Source organism: Pseudomonas sp. FW305-3-2-15-E-TSA4 (genome assembly GCF_058787295.1).
The window spans coordinates 260,854-281,240 of sequence record NZ_JBYSZP010000006.1; the positions used below are offsets into that span (position 1 = coordinate 260,854).

Below are 20,387 nucleotides of genomic sequence, written 5' to 3' on the forward strand. Positions count from 1 at the left end.
CACTCTGGAGAAGCGTTTATTTATGGCAACTGCATCAGCAACGATCGACATCCCGGCTTCGGCCGATCAGGTCTGGCAATTGATCGGCGGCTTCAACACGCTGCCGGACTGGCTGCCGTTGATTCCCAAGAGTGAGCTGAGCGAAGGCGGACGCGTGCGCACCCTGCAAACCGCCGACGGCGCGGTGGTGATCGAGCGTCTGCAAGCGTTCGACAACGCTGCCAGGACCTACAGCTACTCGATCGAACAGGCACCGTTCCCGGCGACTGACTATTTGGCGACGATCAAGGTTGAAGCTCAGGGGCAGGGCGCCCGGGTAACGTGGTCGGGACGCTTCAACGCCAAAGGCGTGAGCGAGGAAGAAGTGGTGGCGCTGTTCACCGGCATCTATCAGGGTGGCCTTGAGGCGCTGCGGGCCAATTACCCGACCTGACAGGCAAAACGCAAAAACTGTGGGAGCGAGCCTGCTCGCGAAGGCGTCGGATCGGTCAACATCTGCATTGACTGTCACACCGCATTCGCGAGCAGGCTCGCTCCCACAGGGGATCAGGAGTTGGCGATCAAACTCTGTCGACAATCCAGCACCAGCTTCGCGCCCCCCAGCTCACTGCTGCCCACCTCAAGATTGAAGCCATGCAGGCTGACAATCGCCGCGACAATCGATAGACCCAGGCCAAAGCCACTCTGCGGTTGCCCGCCCTCGGCACGATAGAAACGCTGGAACACCGCCTCACGCTCGGCTTCGGGAATCCCGGGGCCGGAGTCGTGGACTTCGATCCGCGTATGCCCACCGTCATTCACTCCGCGCAAAATCACCGTACCGCCTGCCGGGGTGAACTTGATCGAGTTGCTCAACAGATTCGCCAGCGCCTCGAACAGCAACGCTCGGTCGCCATTGAGCGGCGGCAGGGTTTCCGGCATGTTCAGCACGAACAGCAGCTCGCCTTCCTCGGCCAGCGGCAGGTAAAACTCATGCAGTTCTTCGAGCAATTGCACCGGATCGAGCTCGACAAAACCTGAGCGCCGCTGACGGTCTTCCAGCTCGGAAATCCGCAGCAACCCACGGAACCGCGCCATCAGCGTATCGGCCTCGGCCAGCACCAGATCCAGTTGCGCCGCTTCCTGCGAACCCTCACCAGCCTGCTGTTGCATGCGATACAACTGCGCGCGCAAACGCGTCAGCGGCGTGCGCAAATCGTGGGCGATGTTGTCGCACACACCTTTGACTTCATGCATCAGCCGTTCGATGCGATCGAGCATGGCGTTGACGATGGCGGCGAGCATGTCCAGTTCGTCGCGGCGGTTGGACAGCGGCAAACGGTGGGTCAGGTCGCCGGCAACAATCGCCTGGGCGCTGTCTTGAATCGCGCGGATGCGGCGCATTGGTCGGCGGCGCAGCAGATGCCAACCGGCAATCCCCGGCAGAATCGTCAGTGATACCCCCCAGAACAACGCGTGCAGAATGATCCGCGTCACAGCGAACAACGAACCGTTATCGCGCAACAACACCAGCCAGCGGCCGTCGCGGGTCTGAGTCGCCACCGCGTCGCAGCTGTCGGCGGGCAGGGTTGGGTCATCGGAATCGGCGCAGTCATCCAGGGTGTGGATCTTGCCATCCAGCGGCAGGCCTTCGGGCAGTTGCTGCAAAGCACCGCCGAGGTAAACTCCCTGGGCGTCGAACAGGCCATAGGCGTCGATGCCGCGTATATCAAAGGTCATGCTGGCGGCGAGCGCTTCTTCCAGCTGCTCACCGCGAAAGTGCGAAAACAGATGCTGACGTTGCATCAGCGAATGTTTGGCGAGGTTATCGAGATAGCTGGAGACCTCGAAATACATGACCCCCATGAGGATCGCGCTCCAGGCCACGAACAGTGAACTGTACAGCGCCAGCAGTCGACTGCTGGAGGAGCGCCAGCCGTCAGACGGGTTCGGCAATGACATAACCCGAGCCCCGTACCGTGCGAATCAGCGGAACATTGCCCGCCGCGTCGATCTTCTTGCGCAGACGACCGATGTGTACGTCGATCAAGTTGGTGCCCGGGTCAAAGTGATAGCCCCAGACTTCTTCGAAAATCATCATCCGCGACAGGATCTGCCCGCTGTTGCGCATGAGAAATTCCAGCAGCTTGTATTCGGTGGGGAGCAGCGTCAGGACCTGCCCGGCGCGGCGTGCTTCGTGGCTGATCAAATCCAGTTCGAGGTCGGCGACCTGCAACGTGGTGGCCTGGGTGGCGACGCTGTTCTGCCGGCGCAGCAGCACTTCCACACGTGCGGCCATCTCGTCGGTGGCGAACGGTTTGGTCAGGTAATCATCGCCGCCGGCGCGCAAGCCGCGCACGCGCTCATCGACATCGGAGAGGGCGCTGATCATCAGAATCGGCGTGGCCACGCCCATGGTGCGCAGAGTGGTGACGATCGCCAGGCCATCGAGTTCCGGCAGCATGCGGTCGAGGGTGATCAGGTCGTAGTTGCCGCTGACGGCGCGGTCGAGGCCTTCGCGGCCATTGTCGACCCAATCCACTTGCAGGCCGTGGCTGCTGAGTTCGGCGACGATTTCACGAGCAGTCACGGCGTCGTCTTCGATGGTCAAAATACGCGTCATAGGGCAGGCCTTGATCGGTTCAAACGGAATGGCTGCATTTTGCCAAGTATTTTGCGTCGCGCTTTAAATTAACTTTCATGTATAGCCTGTCACAAACGTCAATTCGGGGCGCTTTGCGGCGTTGGCGTCAATGCATAAAACCCGCTGCTTTCCGTCCATTGTTGCAAATTGCAATGAATGTAGAAGTTCAGTCTTTTTAAATCGTTGAAATTGAAAGATTTATTTCGTGCTCTCGACTGGCACGGTCGCTGCAATTCATCTCGTGACGAGTTGTAACACCATTTTTCATGCCTGGAGCACTACAACAATGAATAGATCCTCTGATGGGTTTTATCCTGCCTTCGAAGGAGAGTCGAGCAACGTGTCAGGCGTGTCCTGGGGCGCGATTTTCGCGGGCGCAGCGGCGGCCGCAGCACTGTCGATGATTTTAGTGCTGCTTGGCTTCGGTTTGGGATTCTCTGCCGTTTCACCTTGGGCCGGGGAGGGCATCAGCGCCAAGGGTCTGGGAATTTCGACGATTGTCTGGCTGGCGGCGACGCAAATCATCGCCTCCGGTCTGGGTGGCTACATCGCCGGTCGGCTGCGGGTGAAGTGGGCCAACATGCACGGGGATGAAGTGTATTTTCGTGATACTGCCCATGGCTTCCTCGCCTGGTGTGTGGCCACGCTGGTCACCGCAGTATTGGTAGTCGGCTCGGTCAGCAGTGTGATCAGTGGCGGTGTGCAGGCCGGTGCCAGTGTCGCCGGTGGCGCAGCGGCAGCCGCGACTCAGGCTGCCGGTAGCGCAGCGGCCAACACCGACAGCAATCAGTACGGTTACTACATCGACAATCTGTTCCGCGATGACCGTCCAGCATCGGTCAGTGATGATGCCGCCCATGGCGCCGTAGCGCGGATCTTCGCCCAGAGCCTGGCCAACGGCCAACTCAGTCCGGAAGACCGTACCTACCTCGCGCAACTGGTCGCACAACGAACCAATCTGAGCCAGGCCGACGCCGAGAAGCGTGTCGATGAAGTGTATGCCCGCACTCAGAAGGCCATCGCCAACGCCAAAGTCAAAGCCCAACAGGCTGCCGACACCGCTGCGAAAGTTGCTGCCTGGACCTCGCTGTGGATGTTCATCGCGTTGCTGGCCGGTGCGTTCTTCGCCAGTCTCGCAGCCACCTTCGGCGGTCGTCGCCGGGATGCGGTCGAGTACGTTGAAGTCGAGACCTACGCCACCACGACCACTCTGCCTCCAGTCCGTTAACAAGGAGAATCACCATGCGCTCTCTATTACTGTTTTTCCTCGGTGTGCCAATCCCGATCATCATCCTGATCGCCCTGTTCGTACACTGATTCCAATGCTCCATTGAGGCCCATGCCTCGGCCGCTTTCACTTCACGGTGAAAGCGGCTTTTTGCTTTCTGGCGTGCACCATTCGTCTTCTTCAACCGAATCGTTGAACAATCCGACCGCTTTCACTGGCCTGGATCAATATTCGCGTTTGTAACTTCCCCTAACGTAAATGTTCCAGGCCTTCGCTGAGGTTTGAACTACAGTGCTTCACGCGCACTTTGCTGCGCTGACGAAGTACCCGCGAGCCCGCCTGTAATCGAACAATTAAACGGGCCGCACGGTGTAGAGCAGCAAGGAGCTGACGCAATACCTTCCCCCTGAACCTTTTCACGGATGAACTTCGTAATGCACTGCCTAGAACGCACTTTCGATATCCAGCCCCTGACCCAGGCGGATATGACCGTCCACATCAATGGTCAACCGGTGACGGCGGCCATTGGCGAAACCGTCCTGAGCGTTATCCAGTCCCTTGGCGTGCGCCAGGTCGCACGCAACGACCATGGCCAGATCAGCGGCGCCTACTGCGGCATGGGTGTGTGCCAGTGCTGCCTGGTGAAGATCAACGGCCGCCACAAGCGCCGTGCCTGTCAGACCGTGGTGCGCGACGGCATGCAGATCGAAACCCAGGTCAACCGCATCAACGAGCAGGAGGTCGTATGAGCCTGCAACCGGTGATCGTCGGCGGTGGTCCGGCGGGAATGGCGGCGGCCATCGAGCTGGCGCGTCATGGGGTGCGCTGCACCTTGCTCGAAGAGGCCTCGCGTCTTGGTGGCGTGGTCTATCGCGGGCCGCTGCGCGACGGCGTGCAACTGGATTATCTGGGGCCGCGCTATTCCGAAGCCCTGAGCAAACTGCACGGTGATTTCCAGGAACAGTCCGGGTTGATCGACGTGCGCCTCAATCATCGCGTGGTCGGCGCCGAAGGCACCCGCGCGCTGGTGGTGCTCGACGGCGACGAGCAGCTGCACGAGATCGAATATCCGCAATTGCTGCTGGCCGCCGGCTGCCACGAACGCAGCGTGCCGTTTCCCGGCTGGACCCTGCCGGGGGTGATCATGCTCGGCGGCCTGCAACTGCAAATCAAAAGTGGCGTGGTCAAGCCGCAGGGGCCGGTGGTCATCGCCGGTACCGGGCCGTTGCTGCCACTGGTGGCAACGCAGCTGCACGCGTCCGGCGTCAAGGTCGCGGGCGTGTACGAAGCCTGCGCCTTCGGCAAGATCGCCCGCGAAAGCCTGGCGTTGCTGAACAAGCCGCAGCTGTTCCTCGACGGTTTGAGCATGCTTGCTTACCTTAAACTGCACGGCATCCCGATGAACTACGGCTGGGGCGTGGTCGAAGCCCACGGCGACGGCGAGCTGAAAAGCGTCACCGTGGCACCTTACTCGGCCAGCTGGGAGCCGGACCTGACGCGCATCGAGCGCTTCGAAGCGCAGACCCTGGCGGTCGGTTACGGCTTCATTCCGCGCACCCAGCTCAGTCAGCAGATGGGCCTCGATCACGGTTTCAGCGACGACGGTTACCTGCGCGCCAATTCGAACAACTGGCAGCAAAGCAACGAGCCGCACGTGCATCTGGCCGGTGACATGGGCGGGATTCGCGGCGGTGAAGCGGCGATGCTTGCCGGCAAGATCGCCGCCACCTCGATCCTCCTGCAACGCGGGGTGATCGAAGAAGAGCTGGCGCGGGTTCGCCGCGATCGTTATCTGGGCAAACTCAAATCCATCGTGCGCTTCCGCGCGGCTGTTGATCGCTACACCGAACGCGGTGTCGGCCAGACCGCTTTGCCGGCCGCCGACACCGTGATCTGCCGCTGCGAACACGCCACCCGCGCGGACATCGATCTGGCGCTGGAGCAGGGCGTGCAAGACATCGCCAGCCTGAAAATGCGCACCCGCGTCAGCATGGGCGATTGTCAGGGGCGGATGTGTGTCGGCTACTGCAGCGACCGCTTGCGTCAGGCCACCGGGCGCAAGGACGTCGGCTGGCTGCGTCCGCGCTTCCCGATTGATCCGATCCCTTTTTCCGCGTTCCAGTCCGTCGGCACGGAGGCCGCATCCCATGAGTAAGTTCTATGACGTGATCATTGCCGGTGGCGGCGTGATCGGGGCGTCCTGCGCCTATCAATTGTCCAAGCGCCAGGGCCTCAAGGTGGCGGTGATCGACGCCAAGCGCCCGGGCAACGCGACCCGCGCTTCGGCCGGAGGCTTGTGGGCCATCGGTGAGTCGGTGGGGCTGGGCTGCGGGGTGATTTTCTTCCGCATGATGTCGGCCAACCGCAAGCGCGAAACCCAGGGCGCGGCGGTCGCGGTGGACGCCACTACGCCGCACATCCTGCCGGAGTCGTTCTTCGATTTCGCCTTGCAGTCCAATGCGCTGTACCCGGCGCTGCATCGCGAGCTGAAGGACAGGCACGGGATGGATTTCAAGTTCGAAAAGACCGGGCTGAAGTTCGTCATCTATGACGACGAAGACCGCCTCTACGCCGAGCACATCGTCAGTTGCATTCCGCATCTGGCCGATCAGGTACGCTGGCTCGATCAGGCGGCGCTGCGTGAAGCGGAACCGAGCGTCAGCCATGAGGCCCGTGGCGCGCTGGAGTTTCTTTGCGATCACCAGGTCAGCCCGTTCCGTCTCGCCGACGCCTACATGGAAGGCGCGCGGCAGAATGGCGTCGACATCTTCGTCAACACCAACGTCACCGGTGTGTTGCACCACGGCAGCCGCGTGACTGGCGTGCAGACGGCCGAGGAGGGCGTGTTCCACTGCAAGACCCTGATCAACGCCGCTGGTGCCTGGGCGGCGGACTTGAGTGAGTGGGCCACCGGTGTGCGGATTCCGGTGAAACCGGTGAAAGGCCAGATCCTGCTGACCGAACGCATGCCGAAAATCCTCAACGGTTGCCTGACTACCAGCGATTGTTATGTGGCGCAGAAGGACAACGGCGAAATCCTGATCGGCAGCACCACCGAAGACAAAGGCTTCGACGTCACCACCACCTACCCGGAAATCGCCGGACTGGTGCAGGGCGCGGTGCGGTGCCTGCCGGAACTCAAGGACGTCAATCTAAAGCGCACCTGGGCCGGATTGCGTCCGGGCTCGCCGGATGAGCTGCCGATCCTCGGGCCGATGCGTGGGGTGGAGGGTTACCTGAATGCCTGCGGACATTTCCGCACCGGTATTCTGACCTCAGCGATCACTGGCGTGCTGCTGGACAAACTGGTCAATCAGGAGGCGCTGCCGCTGGATATCACACCGTTCCTGGCGGATCGGTTTGAGGTGGCGCCGGTCAAGCAAGAACGTGAATTGGAAATGGCCTAAGTCCATCCACAATTCCTGTAGGAGTGAGCCTGCTCGCGATGGCGGTGTGTCAGTAACAGAGATGGCTACTGATAGATTGCAATCGCGAGCAGGCTCACTCCTACAATTGGAATTGTGGTGAATTCAGACCTTGCGCGCTTCCTCTTCCAGTTGATCCGACTCGAACAACCGCGCCAGTTCCGCTCGGGCTTCCTGGGCGGTTTGCAGGACTTTGGCGGCGTCGTCGTAGACCGCGTGCTGGGCTTCCAGCACCTGTTCGTCATGGTGTTTGAAACGCTTGATCCGCGCATCGGCCTGGGCCTGGGTCAGACCGAGGCCGACCAGGGTACGGCGGCTCATTTCCAGGCTGGAGTAATAGGTCTCGCGAATCGCTTCGGCGCCGACATCGACCAGGCGGTGCACGTGCTGACGGTTACGTGCGCGAGCGATGATCTTCATGTGCGGATACAGCTTGCGCACGATCTCGGCGGTCTTGATGTTGGTCTCCGGATCATCCGTGGCAATCACGAAATACTCCGCCTCGCCAACCTTCGCCGCATTGAGGATTTCCGGGCGCATCGGGTCGCCGTAGAACACCGGCACGCCGCCAAAACTGCGCGACAGTTCGATGGTTTCCACCGAGGTGTCCAGCGCCACGAACTTGATGTTCTGCGCACGCAGAATCCGCGCCACGATCTGGCCCATTCGCCCCATGCCGGCAATCACCACGCGCGGTGCCTCGGTGTCGATTTCGCGGAATTTCTCCGGCACCTCCACCGGCTGCACTTTCGGGCTGACCAGTCGCGCACAGATCAACAGCAGCAACGGCGTCAAGGCCATCGACAAGGTGATGGTCAGCACCAGCAAGTCATACAGGCGCGGTTCGAACAGGCCCTGATCGCGCCCGATCTTGAACACCACAAAGGCAAATTCACCGCCGGCGGCGAGCACGATACCCAAGCGAATCGCACTGACTTTGGTCAGCCCACCGGCCAGACGCCCGACCACAAACAGCAGCGGCAACTTCAAGCCGATCAGCAGCAGCGTCAGGCCCAGCACGGTGATCGGCGCACTCAGCAGCAGACTCAGGTTGGCGCCCATGCCGACGCTGATGAAAAACAGCCCGAGCAGCAGGCCTTTGAACGGCTCGATCTGCGCTTCCAGTTCATGGCGATACTCCGAGTCCGCCAGCAGCAGGCCGGCGAGGAAAGCCCCGAGCGCCATCGACACGCCGACCAGATCCATCAGCCACGCCGTACCGATCACCACCAGCAATGCGGTGGCGGTGGAGACCTCCGGCAGACCGGTTTTCGCCACCACGCGAAACACCGGGCGTAGCAGATAACGTCCACCGACTACCACCACGGCGATTCCGCCGAGTACCTGCAGACCGTGGTTCAGGCTTTCCGCGTTGCTGCTGGCGTGGGCGCTGCCGGCGAGCATCGGCACCAGCGCGATCAACGGGATCGCGGCGATGTCCTGAAACAGCAGAATCGCAAACGCCAGTCGCCCGTGGGGGCTGGTCAGCTCCTTGCGCTCGGCCAGGCTTTGCAGGCCGAATGCGGTGGACGACAGCGCCAGACCAAGGCCGAGCACAATCGCACTGTTCAGCGGCTGTCCGAACACGTACAACGCCAGCACGCCGATCACCGCCGCCGTCAGCAGCACCTGCGCCAGACCTACGCCGAACACCGACTTGCGCATCACCCACAAGCGACGGGGTGACAGCTCAAGGCCGATGATGAACAACAGCAACACCACGCCCAGTTCCGAGATATGCGCAACGCTCTGCGGATTGCCGATCAGGCCGAGCACCGACGGGCCGATGATCACCCCCGCCAACAGATAACCGAGCACCGCACCCAGTTGCAGACGCTTGGCCAGTGGCACGGTGAGCACGGCTGCGAAGAGAAACACGACAGCGGCTTGTAACAGGTTGCCTTCGTGGGGCATGGGTTGACTCCTGACAGCGGTACGGCGGGGGGTGACAAGGATAAGGGCTGCGCCGCTCGTCAATCCACCACAAAACCCTGTGGGAGCGGGCTTGCTCGCGAAAGCGCTGGTTCAGTCCATGTTGATGGCGACTGTGACACCGCATTCGCGAGCAAGCCCGCTCCCGCAAGGGCGATATCATCAAATCTGTAATAAATTGCATCATTTGGTTACATTGATAGCCTTCACGAATCAATCTTTTCGAGTCCGCCATGGCCATCAACTTCGACCTCAACGACCTGCAAGCCTTTCGCGCCGTGGTCGAGCAGGGCAGTTTCCGCAAGGCCGCCGACATCGTGCGCCTGTCACAACCGGCCCTGAGCCGACGCATCGAGAAGCTTGAAGACGCCCTCGGCGTAAAGCTGTTCGAGCGCACCACGCGCAAAGTCAGCCTGACCCAGGCCGGGCGTGGCTTCATGCCCAGCGTCGAGCGTTTGCTGGATGATCTGGACGTGGCGCTGCTGGGCATCAGTGAAGTCGCATCGACCCGACTCGGTCATGTCACCGTGGCTTGCGTACCCTCGGCGGCGTACTACTTCATGCCGCGGGTGGTCGCTCGCTATCACCAGCAGTTTCCGCGAATCAAGGTCAAAGTCCTCGACTCCAGCGCCCACGACGTGTTGAGCGCAGTGGTCAACGGCGAGGCGGATTTCGGGTTGAGTTTTCTGGGCACGCAGGATGCCAAGGTCGATTTCGAACCGCTTGTGCAGGAGTGCTATGTCGTCGCTTGCCGGCGCGATCACCCGTTGGCCGGACGCAGCAGCGTGACCTGGGACGAGTTCTATCAGCAGGATTACATCTCGCTGGACAAGACGTCGGGCAACCGTTTTCTGCTCGATCAGGCCTTGAGCAGCGTGGTGCCGCAGCGCCCGAGCATCTGCGAGACGCGGCATGTGACGACCATGATTGGTCTGGTGGAGGCGGGGCTGGGGGTGGCGGCGGTGCCGCTGATGGCGATGCCCGGGCCGGATCATCCGATCCTGACGCGGGTGCCGCTGACAGATCCGCAAGTGATGCGCAGTGTCGGCATCCTCAAGCGCCGGGGTCGCACGTTGACCCCGGCGGCATTGGAACTGGAGCGGCTGGTAGTGGAAATGAAAGTCCAGCCACCAACGCTTAGCGCTTGACCGAATCCAGCCCGGTGGCTTGCACGTCAGCCTGGGCGGCAGGCGCGGCAAGATAGTCGAGCAGGGCCTTGGCCTCTTTTGGATGCTGTGCGCCGACCGGGATGCCGGCGGCGAAGCGCGTCACCGACTGCACCGACTCCGGAATCTTCCCGACAAACGTCACCCCCGGCACCGGCAGCAATTCGCTGACCTGCTGGAAGCCCAGTTGGTAATCGCCGGTGGCAACCACCGAGCCGACCGGGACTTTCGGGACCATTTTCGCTTTCGGTTTCAGTTGATCCTCGACACCGAGTTTGTTGAACAACTCCTTCTCGATGTACACGCCGCTGGCGCTGTCGGAGTAGGCCACCGATTTTGCGTCGAGGAGGGTTTTCTTCAGGCTTTCGACGCTGCTGATGTCCGGCTTCGGCGCGCCTTCACGCACCACCAGACCGATCCGTGAATCCGCCAGTTCGACCCGCGAGGCCGGGTCGACCTTGCCCTGTTTGATCAGGTCATCGAGGGCGTAGCCGACCATGATCACCACGTCGGCGTGCTCACCGCGAGCGAGGCGATTAGGGATGGCTTCCGGCGCCTTGCCCATAGACGGGCCGAGTTGGGTGTCGAGGGTGTTGCCGGTGGCGGCCGCGAATTTCGGGCCGAGGATTTTGTAGGCGGCGGTGAAGCCGCCCGACGTCATCACATTCAGCTGTTCAGCATGGGCCAGGGCGCTGAAAGCGAAGAGGGCGATGGCGCTGAGATTGATCAGTTTTTTCAAGGTGATTGCTCCTTATGCGGCAACCGGTTGCAAACGGCCGCCTGCGCGGCGATAGAGGTACAACGTGGCGCACAACGCGCACAGTGCGCCGACGCTCATCCAGTAACCCGGCGCCGCTTTGTCGCCGGTGTACTGGATCAGGAAGGTCGACATCGCCGGGGTGAAACCGCCAAAAATCGCGGTCGCCAGGCTGTAGGCGAGGGAGAAACCGGCTACTCGCACTTCCACCGGCATGATCTCGGTCAGCGCCGGAATCATCGCGCCGTTGTACATGCCGTAGATGAACGACAGCCACAGCAGCGACAGCAACATGTGACTGAAGCTCGGCGCCTGCACCAGGTACGACAGGGCCGGATAGGTGGTGGCCAGTGCCAGCAGCGCCATGGCGATCAGCACCGGGCGCCGGCCGACACGGTCGGACAACATGCCGCCAATCGGCAGCCAGAAGAAGTTCGACACGCCAACCAGCAAGGTCACCAGCAACGCATCGGAAGTGCTCAGGTGCAGCACGGTCTTGCCGAAGGTCGGCGCGTACACGGTGATCAGGTAGAACGCGGTGGTGGTCAGCGCGACCATCAACATGCCACCGAGCACCACGCCCCAGTTCTGGCCAAGCGTGCGGAACACTTCCTTCATGCTCGGGCGGTGTTTGCGTGCGGCGAACTCTTCAGTTTCCGCCAGGTTACGCCGCAGGAAAAAGATGAAGGGCACGATCATGCAACCGACGAAAAACGGAATGCGCCAGCCCCAATCGGCAACCACATCCGGCGCCATCCACGCGTTCAGCGCATAGCCCAAGGCTGCCGCGACGATGATCGCCACTTGCTGACTGGCGGACTGCCAAGCGGTGAAAAAGCCCTTGCGGCCAGGGGTGGCGATTTCCGACAAGTACACCGAAACACCGCCCAGTTCCGCACCGGCGGAGAAGCCCTGCAACAGCCGTCCGATCAACACCAGCGCTGGCGCAAACAGACCGATGGTCTCGTATCCGGGCACCAGCACAATCAGGATCGTGCCGCTGGCCATGATCGACAGGGTGACGATCAACCCTTTGCGCCGACCGACGTCATCGATGTACGCACCCAGCACGATGGCGCCCAGTGGACGCATCAGAAAGCCTGCGCCGAATACGGCAAAGGTCATCATCAGGGAAGCGAACTCACTGCTCGCCGGGAAGAACACCGCCGCGATCTGCGTGGCGTAGAAGCCGAACAGAAAGAAGTCGAACTGTTCGAGGAAGTTGCCCGAGGTGACCCGGAAAATGGCGCCGGCCCGCGAGCCGCCGTGTGGGATTGAGGCTGTCATAGAAAAATCTCCACCGCTTTTATGACGTGCGCGACGTGGAAGCGGCGCACGGTTGTTATTGCGGCGGATGGTCGCGCAGCTGTAACAGGATGTTAATTGCATTGTTGGCATGGATTGATGTGCAAAACGGATCAATTCCCTGAAACACCACTTCCTGTGGGAGCGAGCCTGCTCGCGAAAGCGGTGGTTCAGGTAATGAAGATGCTGCATGTACCGATGTCATCGCTGGCAAGCCAGCTCCCACAGTTTTTGCGGTGTACCCGCTGTCCCTGCAACACCAAGCAAACCTGTGGGAGCTGACTTGCCAGCGATAGCGGCCTCACAGGCAACTACAATCCCTGGCCAGTCCACGCAAAAACAAGGAATGATTCCAGTCCTCCGCAGTCGGAGTTCAGGTATCACACATCTGAAGGAGGTTCACCGATGAACAGCAAAACCCTAATCGCCAGCCTGGCCCTGGTCGCCGGCATTGCCGGGATCAGCCCACTTGTTCAAGCGGCGCAAACCTCAAGCGAACCCACGGTCCAGTCGCCGACCAGCGACCGCGAATTGAAGGTCAACGACCGGGCTCCAGACATTTATCAGCGCAGCGACAAAGCGTTGAAAAACTGGAAACAGAAAGGCTTGAAAGCACCGGTCGATCAGGCGCAGTGGGTGCAGATCAATGACAAGTACGTGATGGTCATGATCACCAACGGCACCATTGTCGAAATGCAACCTGTCGAGCGTTAATACCCCCCGACTCAAAGGCCCTGCGCATGCACTCGTGCAGGGCTTCCCACCTCAAAATCCTGCTGCGTCTGACCTCCTGCATCGCCAGATCCACAATCCGAGGAGTGATAGCGTTGCTCTGCGCAATCGGCTTGCCAATCACCGGCAATTCTGGGAAAACGGCCGCCAGTTAAGCGATTGAGTGGATGTCATGAATGATGAACTGCAGGTAATCGATCTCCGGGTGGGCGAGGGCAAGGCTGCCGTCAAAGGCGCGCTGATTACCACCCATTACACCGGCTGGCTGGAAGACGGCAGCGAGTTCGATTCTTCTCACAGCCGTGGCAAACCTTTCCAGTGCGTGATTGGCACGGGCCGGGTGATCAAGGGTTGGGATCAGGGGCTGATGGGCATGCAAGTGGGCGGCAAGCGCAGACTGCTGGTGCCGGCGCATTTGGGGTACGGCGAGCGGACGATGGGCAAGATTCCGCCGAATTCGAATCTGGTGTTTGAGATTGAATTGTTGGAGGTTTTGACGCGGGAGGATTGAGGCGGATGCAGTAACGACATCGCCTCTTGGCCTAAGAATCCGAGCTGCCTTCAAGCCCAGTGCAGCGGTGCGGCCTGGGGGAAACAGATGTCTACTTCCAGTTTCGCTGCGGCCGACAGATTGACCAGCGCATCCAGAGAAAATTTGTCGATTTTACCGTTGAGTACGTCATTGAGGCGTGGCTGAGTAATCCCCAAGCGCTTGGCGGCTTCCTTCTGAGGAAGCTCCCAGGCACGAACCGTCTCGCAAAGCGTGCGCATGAGTTTGGCCCGCAGGCGCATGTTGGCCGCGTCCTGCGGCGTGTCTTCCAGCGCGTCCCAGATGCTTGAGAAATGCTGGGAAGGGTGTTGATGATCCTTCATGGCTTAACCTATTTCCTGGTATCTGGCGCGTGCCAGTTCTATATCTCGCGTTTCAGTTTTGCGAGTGGTCTTTTGCATGGCGTGCAGCACATAAATCGCGTCAGGCCGATTGACCACATAAAACACTCGAAACGCTCCTGAGTCTTCGGTGATTCTGATTTCATTGACACCCCGTCCTACGGTTTTCATGGGGCGCCAATCAAAAGGCTCGTCGCCCTGTTGCAACAGATCCAATTGAAATCCCGCAGCTCTGCGAGCATCCAAAGGAAAAGCTCTCAGATCCTTGAGTGCACTTGCGACAAACACCACATCCTTGTGTCTTGGCATCGACTTCTCCTTTGTTGAAAGGATAAGCGTAATGGCTCCGACGAAAATGCGTTGCGGCGGTGTGTTGCAAAGAGTGGCAGAGGTCACCTATCAGCAGGCTATATCGAAACCGATATAAATCAAGCTTGATTTTCTTTATCTGATATTCGGTATCGACATCGCCAGTTTGCTCCTACAGGGGATTAGAGCAGGGCACGCGCATCATGAGCCTCAACCCCAAGCGCTGAGCCACAGCGACTAAGGCTGTGCCGCGCTGAACAGTGGAATCCGCCCATTGAGCGATGGGCGGTAATGCCACGTCAGTTGTTGCAGATTCATACCCTGATCAAGGGTTTCTCTGACAGTCGCAGCGGCAATGTTCAACGCCAGCGTCTGCCCCCGGACACTGATGCCGGCCGCTGCCAAAGCTGAAACTGCGCCGGTCAGGACGATCCAGCAGAAACCGCTCGGGCTCTGCATTTAACGAAGGATCGCGGTTGGCCGAGGCCAGCAGCACCAGAATCACCTCGCCAGCCTCGAGCCGCACGCCATCGATCTCGCAAGTCTGTGCGACAAAGCGCCGAGTGTTCTGTACCGATGGATCAAATCGCTGAACCTCGGCCAGCAGTGCGTCCACTGAGGCATGGCGCAATTCGGGCTGACGTCGCAGCGCAATCAGTGCATTGCCGATCAGTCCCGCACTGGCCTCGAACGTCTGCGAACAGAGACCGATCAGGTTGGCGATCAGGGTTTCTTCGTCTCCTGTAAATCGCTGCTCGATAGCCTTGAGCAACTCGCTATCGGCTTCGGCCAGCAACTCGATGAAATAGCCGTGCAATTGCTCCGCCGCCGCATGCGCCGCCGCCAGTTGCAGGTCATTGCTCAGCGGCGACAGGCAGGCGACGAAATCCGCGGTCAGTTCACTGATCGCCCGGCCTTGCGCCGGGGTGAAGCCGAGCAGCGCCGCGACCACGCACACCGGGCCGCGAAACATCGCCTTATACAAGCCGTCGGCGTCCGCTGTAATCAGACGCGCGGCCACCAGTGCGCGTACTTGCTCGTCATCTATCAACTGCAGTGACGGCTCGATTGCCGCACGCGGACAGCGCTGACGTTCGCCATCGTTCATCCGCATCAACTGCCCGAACACCTTGCCGGCCAGCCCCGAGGCAATCGCCTTGGGCACCGGTTCCTGCAACGGTCGCACCCGACAATCGGCATGCGTCAGCACCCCACGCACCGCTCGGGCGCTGCTGGCGACCCACAGCTTCAATCCATGATCAAAGGTCAGTCCGCCCTCGGCGCGCAGTTTGGCGTAGTAGGGGTAGGGATCGGCATGCGTCGCAGCGATGATCGGGTCCATGGTGCACAGCCTTGTGGTCGGGAAAGTGATGCGAGTATCTTCAGTCCGCAGCGACGACGATTCGTCGGGGAACGAAATATGCACGCAGAACATCAAGACATCGGCGTTTCGCAGGTGGCGGCCGCCATCGCCGAACCGGCACGCACGAAAATTCTCTGCTCGCTGATGGACGGCCACGCCCGCACCAGCACTGAATTAGCGGCCGTGGCGGAAGTCAGCGCCTCCACCGCCAGTGCACATCTGGCCAAGCTCAAGGATCTGGCACTGGTGCGCCTGCACGTGCAGGGCCGCCATCGTTATTACAGCCTCGCCGATCAGCGCGTGGCTCAGGCGCTGGAAGCGCTGATGGTGATCGGCCAGAACGCCGCACCTAGCTTCAAGCCGCACACCCCGGATCGCCTGCAATTCGCCCGCACCTGCTACGACCACATGGCCGGCACGCTGGCGGTGTTGCTCCACGACCGTTTGCTCGAGGCGGGGTGGCTGGTGGAAACCGATGAGCGCGCTTATCGCTTGAGCGGCACCGGCGACGCGTTGTTTGCGAGCTTGGGGATTGAGGTGCAGGACTTGAGTACCTTGCGCCGCAAGTTTGCCTGCCCGTGCCTGGACTGGAGCATGCGCCGGCCGCATCTGGGCGGTTCGCTGGGCGCGGCGTTGTTGCAGATGGCGTTGAAACGCAAGTGGGTGACGCAGGATCTTGATAGTCGGGCGTTGGCGCTCACCGTGGCGGGGCGAAAGGAAATGGGTAAGCGGTTTGGTCTTGAGTTGCCTTTAGACGCAAAGATCAAAAGATCGCAGCCTGCGGCAGCTCCTACAGTAATCGCGTACACCCGCTAATTCTCGACCCTGCCCAATCCCTGTAGGAGCTGCCGAAGGCTGCGATTCTTTGATCTTGAGCTTCTGCCCGACGAGGTGCGCTTCTACCACCTTGTAACCCCGTGCTCGGACCTATACTGTATATCCACACAGTAAAGAGCCCGCGCCATGCAAATCATCGACAAGCTCAGCATTCTCGCCGACGCCGCCAAGTACGACGCCTCCTGCGCCAGCAGCGGTGCGCCCAAGCGCAGCTCCGAAGGCAAGAGCGGGTTGGGCTCGACCGATGGCATGGGTATCTGCCATAGCTACACGCCGGACGGCCGTTGCGTGTCGCTGCTGAAAATCCTCCTGACCAATTTCTGTCTCTACGACTGCCAGTACTGCGTCAACCGCCGCTCCAGCGATGTGCCGCGTGCACGTTTCACCCCCGAGGAAGTGGTCACGCTGACTCTGGATTTCTACCGGCGCAACTGCGTCAGCGGGCTGTTTCTCAGCTCCGGGATCATCCGCTCGGCGGATTACACCATGGAGCAACTGGTACGCGTGGCAAAGCTGTTGCGCGAAGAGCACGAGTTTCGCGGCTACATTCACCTCAAGACCATTCCCGAGGCCGATCCGGCATTGATCGAAGAGGCCGGGCGTTACGCCGACCGCCTCAGCGTCAACATTGAACTGCCCACCGACGCCAGCCTGCAAACCCTGGCGCCGGAGAAGCAGATCGGTTCGATCAAGCAGGCGATGAACACCATTTACACCGGCGTGCAAACGGTGCTCAACGAACCGCGTTCGGCGAAGTTCGCCCCGGCCGGGCAAAGTACGCAAATGATCGTCGGCGCCGATGACACCGACGACAGCACGATCCTGCACAGCGCCCAGTCGCTGTATGGCAACTACCGCTTGCGGCGGGTTTACTATTCGGCCTTCAGCCCGATTCCCGATAGCCCGAAAAGCGTGCCATTGGCCGCGCCACCGCTGATGCGTGAACACCGTTTGTATCAGGCCGATTTCCTCTTGCGCAGTTACGGCTACAGCGCCGATGAGTTGCTCAAGGGCCCGGGTAATCTGGCGCTGGACATCGACCCGAAACTGGCTTGGGCGCTGCAGAATCGCGAAGTGTTTCCGCTGGACCTGAATCGCGCCGAGCCGTCGCTGATCGCACGAATCCCCGGCATCGGTCTGCGCACCACCGAACGTCTGGTGCAATTGCGCCAGCAACGGCGCATTCGCTACGAAGATGTGGCGCGCATGCGTTGTGTGCTGGCCAAGGCCAAGCCGTTCATCATCACCAGCGACTACCACCCGCAACAGGCCGAAGTCACCAGCCACATGCTCTATCAGCAACTGCGCGACCGGCCGCAGCCGCAGCAGATGGGGTTGTGGGGATGATCAATCTCGATTGCGACGACCTGTTCGACACCTGGCGCCAGCAGGCACGCTGGCTGCTCAGCCATGAAGTCGACCCGAGTCTGGTGAGCTGGGCGTCGGAAGGGGTGAGCGATCTGTTTGCCAGTGACGTCTCGGTACCCGAAGGGCAGGGGCCGTTTCAGGCACGCATCCCCCGTGCACTGCTCGACACCCTGGAGCAAGCCGCGCGCTACCGGGGCGACCAGCGCTGGAGTCTGTTGTATGAAGTGCTGTGGCGAGTCAGCCATGGCGATCGCACGGCGATGATGGCCGGCGACAAGCTCGGCAGCGAGTTGCAGCGGCGGATTAAGCAGGTGCAGCGCGAAGCCCACCATTTGCATGCGTTCGTGCGTTTCATCGAACGCCCGCAGGATCAGCCAGGCCCGCAATACGTCGCGTGGCACGAACCGGCCCACGACATCCTGCGCAGCGCCAGCGAACATTTCGTCAGGCGCATGGGCCGGCATCGCTGGTTGATCGCCACGCCGCGTGACGGGGTTTATTACGATGGCGAACAGTTGATTCATCAGCGCCAGTGCCCGGTGGAATGGCAGCAACTGGCGCAGAACGTCGATGATCCGCACGGCGTGTTATGGCTGACGTACTACAGCCACATCTTCAACCCGGCGCGATTGAACGAGAAGGTCATGCAAGGGCATTTGCCGGTGCGGTTCTGGAAGAATCTGCCGGAAGGGGAGTTGATCCCCGGGTTGATCACTCAGGCACGGATGGGCAAACAGCAAAATGGTCAGGCCAGCGGGATTGCCGCGCGAGCCGGCAAGCGAATTGCCTTGAAACAGGATGAGCCTGAGCAGGTCGATCAGCGGGTTGCCGACGCCATCAGCAGACCAAAACCGGCAAAGGTCGCCCCCGAGACTTTTGCCGCCAGCCAGGATCCTTTCGGGCTCGACAGCCAGCCTTTGGCCGCATTGGCGAGCAGGGCGTAGCTGCCGTGCACCAGAATTACCAGCACCGCGTAAGAGGCCACCAGTTTGAAGAACTGCGGGTAAAAAGCCTGTTCAGTGTCGATGAACTGCGGGAATACGGCCAGAAAGAAGAAGATCGCTTTCGGATTGAGAAACTGCAGGGACGCGGCTTCGAGAAAACGGTAGCCCGGACGAGAAGGGCGAACCTGCTGCAGGCTACGGAAACGATCTGAACGCCAGCTCTTGAAGCCCAAGTACAACAGGTATGCAGCTCCGGCGTATTTCAGCACGGTAAACGCCTCGGCCGAGGCGCTGAGGATCAAGCCGACGCTGGTGGCGCTGAGGGCAGCCACCACGAACGCGCCCGAGGCGATCCCTAGAATGCCGGGTACTGCGCCGGTCCAGCCCAGGCGCACGGCGTTGGACAGGGTCAGCACCACGCCCGGGCCGGGGCTCAAAATGGTCAGGGCGGCGAACAATACAAAGAGTCCGTAGCTGTGCATGATGTTGCTCCGTCGAATCGCGTATCTGCGTGCGGGCAGATTGGCGTGGCGGCAACGCGCTGACAAACGCTTTAAATGCAGTGCATATGTGACTAAATTAGACCCATGAAAAATTCACTTCCCCCGCTCAATGCGGTTCGCGCCTTCGCTGTGGCTGCTCGTCATCAGAGTTTCAGCCTGGCGGCCGACGAGCTGCATGTCAGCCATAGTGCGGTCAGCCGCCACGTCAAATTGCTTGAAGAACATCTGGGCGTTTTGTTGTTTGAACGGCGCATCAGGCAGTCGCTGCTGACGCCGGCGGGTGAGCTTTTTTATCAGCAAGTCAGCGCCGGTCTGGCGCAGATTGCCGACGCCGCTGCCGAGTTGAGGCGACAGGCAGCGCGGCCGACGATCACGATCAATGTCCGGCCGTCCTTCGCCCTGTTATGGCTGACGCCTCGTTTGGCGGACTTTTCGGTGCAGCATCCGCACATCGACACCCAGGTCGTCACGCAGACCCAATCGCCGGATCCGGCCCGCGACGATTTCGACATTGTCATCCGCCGGGGCCGTGACGATTGGGCGCCGACGCTGGAGGCGCACGCGTTGTTCGAAGATGAATTGGTCATGGTCGCGGCGCCGGCATTGATTGAGCGACTGCCGCTGACAAATCTCGCCGGCCTCAGTGCGCATACCTTGCTGACCGTCAGGGCGCGGCGTGAAGACTGGCACCACTGGGCCATGCATTTCGGCCAGAGCCAGAGCAGTAGCCAGGTGATCCGTCAGTTTGATTACATGCACCGGGTGCTGGAAGCGGCCGTGGCGGGCGAGGGCATCGCGCTGTGTCCAACCACTTTGCTCGGCACGCATTTGTCGAGTGGTCGCCTGATCTGTCCGTTGCCGGATCTGCGCATGCCGCTGCCACGCTATTACTACGGTGTTGCCCCGCAAGCGTCGGCGCACACCGAAGTGTTGATTGAGTGGCTACAGCAACAGCGCCCATGAAAAAGCCCCCATCGATCACTCGATGGGGGCTTTTGTGCCTA

General features: G+C 60.8%; 19 protein-coding genes and 2 pseudogenes. 12 read left to right on the forward strand and 9 right to left on the reverse strand.

All coding sequences use genetic code 11. The features are described 5' to 3' along the window. Positions 1-22 precede the first annotated feature (22 nt). Positions 23-433: an SRPBCC family protein gene (locus tag AC3WMV_RS10795; protein WP_103369798.1), complete on the forward strand. Its 411-nt coding sequence runs from the start codon at positions 23-25 to the stop codon at positions 431-433. A gap of 113 nt (positions 434-546) precedes the next feature. Here the strand turns inward: AC3WMV_RS10795 and AC3WMV_RS10800 are convergent, their stop codons facing one another. Together AC3WMV_RS10800 and AC3WMV_RS10805 are read right to left on the reverse strand one after the other, a co-directional pair. Further along, positions 547-1,941 carry a sensor histidine kinase gene (locus tag AC3WMV_RS10800; RefSeq protein ID WP_097088039.1) on the reverse strand — a complete coding sequence of 465 codons (1,395 nt, stop codon included), beginning with the start codon at positions 1,939-1,941 and terminating at the stop codon, positions 547-549. Further along, on the reverse strand, positions 1,919-2,602 hold the full coding sequence (locus AC3WMV_RS10805; protein WP_027613239.1) for a response regulator transcription factor: 684 nt from the start codon (positions 2,600-2,602) through the stop codon (positions 1,919-1,921). Before AC3WMV_RS10805 ends, AC3WMV_RS10800 begins: the two co-directional genes overlap by 23 nt. Positions 2,603-2,909: 307 nt before the next feature. On the opposite strand from AC3WMV_RS10805, the gene AC3WMV_RS10810 reads away from it, so the two are divergent. From AC3WMV_RS10810 to hcnC, 4 genes are all read left to right on the forward strand, one after another. Continuing rightward, a complete protein-coding gene (locus AC3WMV_RS10810) occupies positions 2,910-3,851 on the forward strand; it encodes a hypothetical protein (RefSeq protein WP_103369799.1) in 942 nt (313 codons plus the stop codon). Between the two features lie 434 nt (positions 3,852-4,285). Then, positions 4,286-4,600 (forward strand): cyanide-forming glycine dehydrogenase subunit HcnA, encoded by a 315-nt coding sequence (hcnA, locus tag AC3WMV_RS10815; RefSeq protein ID WP_027613237.1) that lies wholly within the window; start codon positions 4,286-4,288, stop codon positions 4,598-4,600. Beyond that, positions 4,597-6,006 (forward strand): cyanide-forming glycine dehydrogenase subunit HcnB, encoded by a 1,410-nt coding sequence (gene hcnB / locus AC3WMV_RS10820; protein ID WP_098968199.1) that lies wholly within the window; start codon positions 4,597-4,599, stop codon positions 6,004-6,006. Before hcnA ends, hcnB begins: the two co-directional genes overlap by 4 nt. Next, positions 5,999-7,258: a cyanide-forming glycine dehydrogenase subunit HcnC gene (hcnC, locus tag AC3WMV_RS10825; RefSeq protein ID WP_103369800.1), complete on the forward strand. Its 1,260-nt coding sequence runs from the start codon at positions 5,999-6,001 to the stop codon at positions 7,256-7,258. Before hcnB ends, hcnC begins: the two co-directional genes overlap by 8 nt. Before the next feature lie 123 nt (positions 7,259-7,381). On the opposite strand, the gene AC3WMV_RS10830 is transcribed toward hcnC, so the two are convergent. Continuing rightward, positions 7,382-9,190, reverse strand: a complete 1,809-nt coding sequence (locus AC3WMV_RS10830) for a monovalent cation:proton antiporter-2 (CPA2) family protein (RefSeq protein ID WP_096795893.1) — start codon at positions 9,188-9,190, stop codon at positions 7,382-7,384. Positions 9,191-9,441: 251 nt separating this feature from the next. On the opposite strand from AC3WMV_RS10830, the gene AC3WMV_RS10835 reads away from it, so the two are divergent. After that, the gene (locus AC3WMV_RS10835) at positions 9,442-10,356 is read left to right on the forward strand and encodes a LysR family transcriptional regulator (RefSeq protein WP_414888560.1); all 915 of its coding nucleotides are present in this window, start codon (positions 9,442-9,444) and stop codon (positions 10,354-10,356) included. Here AC3WMV_RS10835 and AC3WMV_RS10840 read toward each other — a convergent pair. Together AC3WMV_RS10840 and AC3WMV_RS10845 are read right to left on the reverse strand one after the other, a co-directional pair. Next, the gene (locus AC3WMV_RS10840; RefSeq protein WP_098968203.1) at positions 10,346-11,113 is read right to left on the reverse strand and encodes a substrate-binding domain-containing protein; all 768 of its coding nucleotides are present in this window, start codon (positions 11,111-11,113) and stop codon (positions 10,346-10,348) included. The two genes, AC3WMV_RS10835 and AC3WMV_RS10840, sit on opposite strands and share 11 nt — an antisense overlap. 12 nt (positions 11,114-11,125) lie before the next feature. After that, positions 11,126-12,418, reverse strand: coding sequence for an MFS transporter (locus AC3WMV_RS10845; protein ID WP_027613231.1), 1,293 nt, complete (start codon positions 12,416-12,418; stop codon positions 11,126-11,128). A 423-nt stretch (positions 12,419-12,841) separates the two neighbouring features. Here AC3WMV_RS10845 and AC3WMV_RS10850 point away from each other — a divergent pair, with 423 nt between their 5' ends. Further along, positions 12,842-13,150: an RcnB family protein gene (locus tag AC3WMV_RS10850; protein ID WP_027613230.1), complete on the forward strand. Its 309-nt coding sequence runs from the start codon at positions 12,842-12,844 to the stop codon at positions 13,148-13,150. Between the two features lie 190 nt (positions 13,151-13,340). Continuing rightward, positions 13,341-13,679 (forward strand): FKBP-type peptidyl-prolyl cis-trans isomerase, encoded by a 339-nt coding sequence (locus AC3WMV_RS10855; RefSeq protein ID WP_103369172.1) that lies wholly within the window; start codon positions 13,341-13,343, stop codon positions 13,677-13,679. A gap of 50 nt (positions 13,680-13,729) precedes the next feature. On the opposite strand, the gene AC3WMV_RS10860 is transcribed toward AC3WMV_RS10855, so the two are convergent. The 3 genes and pseudogenes from AC3WMV_RS10860 to AC3WMV_RS10870 all read right to left on the reverse strand — a co-directional run bounded on the left by AC3WMV_RS10860 (position 13,730) and on the right by AC3WMV_RS10870 (position 15,710). Beyond that, complete coding sequence (locus tag AC3WMV_RS10860; RefSeq protein ID WP_095139682.1) at positions 13,730-14,041, reverse strand: helix-turn-helix domain-containing protein; 312 nt, start codon at positions 14,039-14,041, stop codon at positions 13,730-13,732. A 3-nt stretch (positions 14,042-14,044) separates the two neighbouring features. Then, positions 14,045-14,368 (reverse strand): type II toxin-antitoxin system RelE/ParE family toxin, encoded by a 324-nt coding sequence (locus AC3WMV_RS10865; RefSeq protein ID WP_027613227.1) that lies wholly within the window; start codon positions 14,366-14,368, stop codon positions 14,045-14,047. A 237-nt stretch (positions 14,369-14,605) separates the two neighbouring features. Further along, a pseudogene (locus AC3WMV_RS10870) lies at positions 14,606-15,710 on the reverse strand (cytochrome P450). A gap of 78 nt (positions 15,711-15,788) precedes the next feature. Here AC3WMV_RS10870 and AC3WMV_RS10875 point away from each other — a divergent pair. The 3 genes and pseudogenes from AC3WMV_RS10875 to AC3WMV_RS10885 all read left to right on the forward strand — a co-directional run. Then, positions 15,789-16,547 (forward strand): ArsR/SmtB family transcription factor, encoded by a 759-nt coding sequence (locus tag AC3WMV_RS10875; protein ID WP_103369171.1) that lies wholly within the window; start codon positions 15,789-15,791, stop codon positions 16,545-16,547. Between the two features lie 147 nt (positions 16,548-16,694). Continuing rightward, positions 16,695-17,915 carry a putative DNA modification/repair radical SAM protein gene (locus AC3WMV_RS10880; RefSeq protein WP_027613224.1) on the forward strand — a complete coding sequence of 407 codons (1,221 nt, stop codon included), beginning with the start codon at positions 16,695-16,697 and terminating at the stop codon, positions 17,913-17,915. Then, positions 17,912-18,730, forward strand: a pseudogene (locus AC3WMV_RS10885) (TIGR03915 family putative DNA repair protein); the annotation flags it as partial. The gene AC3WMV_RS10880 and the pseudogene AC3WMV_RS10885, both read left to right, overlap by 4 nt. A 23-nt stretch (positions 18,731-18,753) precedes the next feature. Here AC3WMV_RS10885 and AC3WMV_RS10890 read toward each other — a convergent pair. Then, positions 18,754-19,362, reverse strand: a complete 609-nt coding sequence (locus AC3WMV_RS10890; protein ID WP_103369170.1) for a LysE family translocator — start codon at positions 19,360-19,362, stop codon at positions 18,754-18,756. 105 nt (positions 19,363-19,467) lie between these two features. Here AC3WMV_RS10890 and AC3WMV_RS10895 point away from each other — a divergent pair, with 105 nt between their 5' ends. Further along, the gene (locus tag AC3WMV_RS10895) at positions 19,468-20,346 is read left to right on the forward strand and encodes a LysR substrate-binding domain-containing protein (protein WP_103369169.1); all 879 of its coding nucleotides are present in this window, start codon (positions 19,468-19,470) and stop codon (positions 20,344-20,346) included. Positions 20,347-20,387: the final 41 nt, after the last annotated feature.

Bases quoted from the DNA above. Each gene is read 5' to 3' on its own strand.
- AC3WMV_RS10875 (WP_103369171.1), top strand. From the start codon at position 15,789: ATGCACGCAGAACATCAAGACATCGGCGTTTCGCAGGTGGCGGCCGCC.
- AC3WMV_RS10890 (WP_103369170.1), bottom strand. From the start codon at position 19,362: ATGCACAGCTACGGACTCTTTGTATTGTTCGCCGCCCTGACCATTTTG.
- AC3WMV_RS10800 (WP_097088039.1), bottom strand. From the start codon at position 1,941: ATGTCATTGCCGAACCCGTCTGACGGCTGGCGCTCCTCCAGCAGTCGA.
- AC3WMV_RS10865 (WP_027613227.1), bottom strand. From the start codon at position 14,368: ATGCCAAGACACAAGGATGTGGTGTTTGTCGCAAGTGCACTCAAGGAT.
- hcnB (WP_098968199.1), top strand. From the start codon at position 4,597: ATGAGCCTGCAACCGGTGATCGTCGGCGGTGGTCCGGCGGGAATGGCG.
- AC3WMV_RS10795 (WP_103369798.1), top strand. From the start codon at position 23: ATGGCAACTGCATCAGCAACGATCGACATCCCGGCTTCGGCCGATCAG.
- hcnA (WP_027613237.1), top strand. From the start codon at position 4,286: ATGCACTGCCTAGAACGCACTTTCGATATCCAGCCCCTGACCCAGGCG.
- AC3WMV_RS10810 (WP_103369799.1), top strand. From the start codon at position 2,910: ATGAATAGATCCTCTGATGGGTTTTATCCTGCCTTCGAAGGAGAGTCG.
- AC3WMV_RS10860 (WP_095139682.1), bottom strand. From the start codon at position 14,041: ATGAAGGATCATCAACACCCTTCCCAGCATTTCTCAAGCATCTGGGAC.
- AC3WMV_RS10895 (WP_103369169.1), top strand. From the start codon at position 19,468: ATGAAAAATTCACTTCCCCCGCTCAATGCGGTTCGCGCCTTCGCTGTG.
- AC3WMV_RS10845 (WP_027613231.1), bottom strand. From the start codon at position 12,418: ATGACAGCCTCAATCCCACACGGCGGCTCGCGGGCCGGCGCCATTTTC.
- AC3WMV_RS10835 (WP_414888560.1), top strand. From the start codon at position 9,442: ATGGCCATCAACTTCGACCTCAACGACCTGCAAGCCTTTCGCGCCGTG.
- AC3WMV_RS10850 (WP_027613230.1), top strand. From the start codon at position 12,842: ATGAACAGCAAAACCCTAATCGCCAGCCTGGCCCTGGTCGCCGGCATT.
- AC3WMV_RS10855 (WP_103369172.1), top strand. From the start codon at position 13,341: ATGAATGATGAACTGCAGGTAATCGATCTCCGGGTGGGCGAGGGCAAG.
- AC3WMV_RS10830 (WP_096795893.1), bottom strand. From the start codon at position 9,190: ATGCCCCACGAAGGCAACCTGTTACAAGCCGCTGTCGTGTTTCTCTTC.
- AC3WMV_RS10805 (WP_027613239.1), bottom strand. From the start codon at position 2,602: ATGACGCGTATTTTGACCATCGAAGACGACGCCGTGACTGCTCGTGAA.
- AC3WMV_RS10880 (WP_027613224.1), top strand. From the start codon at position 16,695: ATGCAAATCATCGACAAGCTCAGCATTCTCGCCGACGCCGCCAAGTAC.
- hcnC (WP_103369800.1), top strand. From the start codon at position 5,999: ATGAGTAAGTTCTATGACGTGATCATTGCCGGTGGCGGCGTGATCGGG.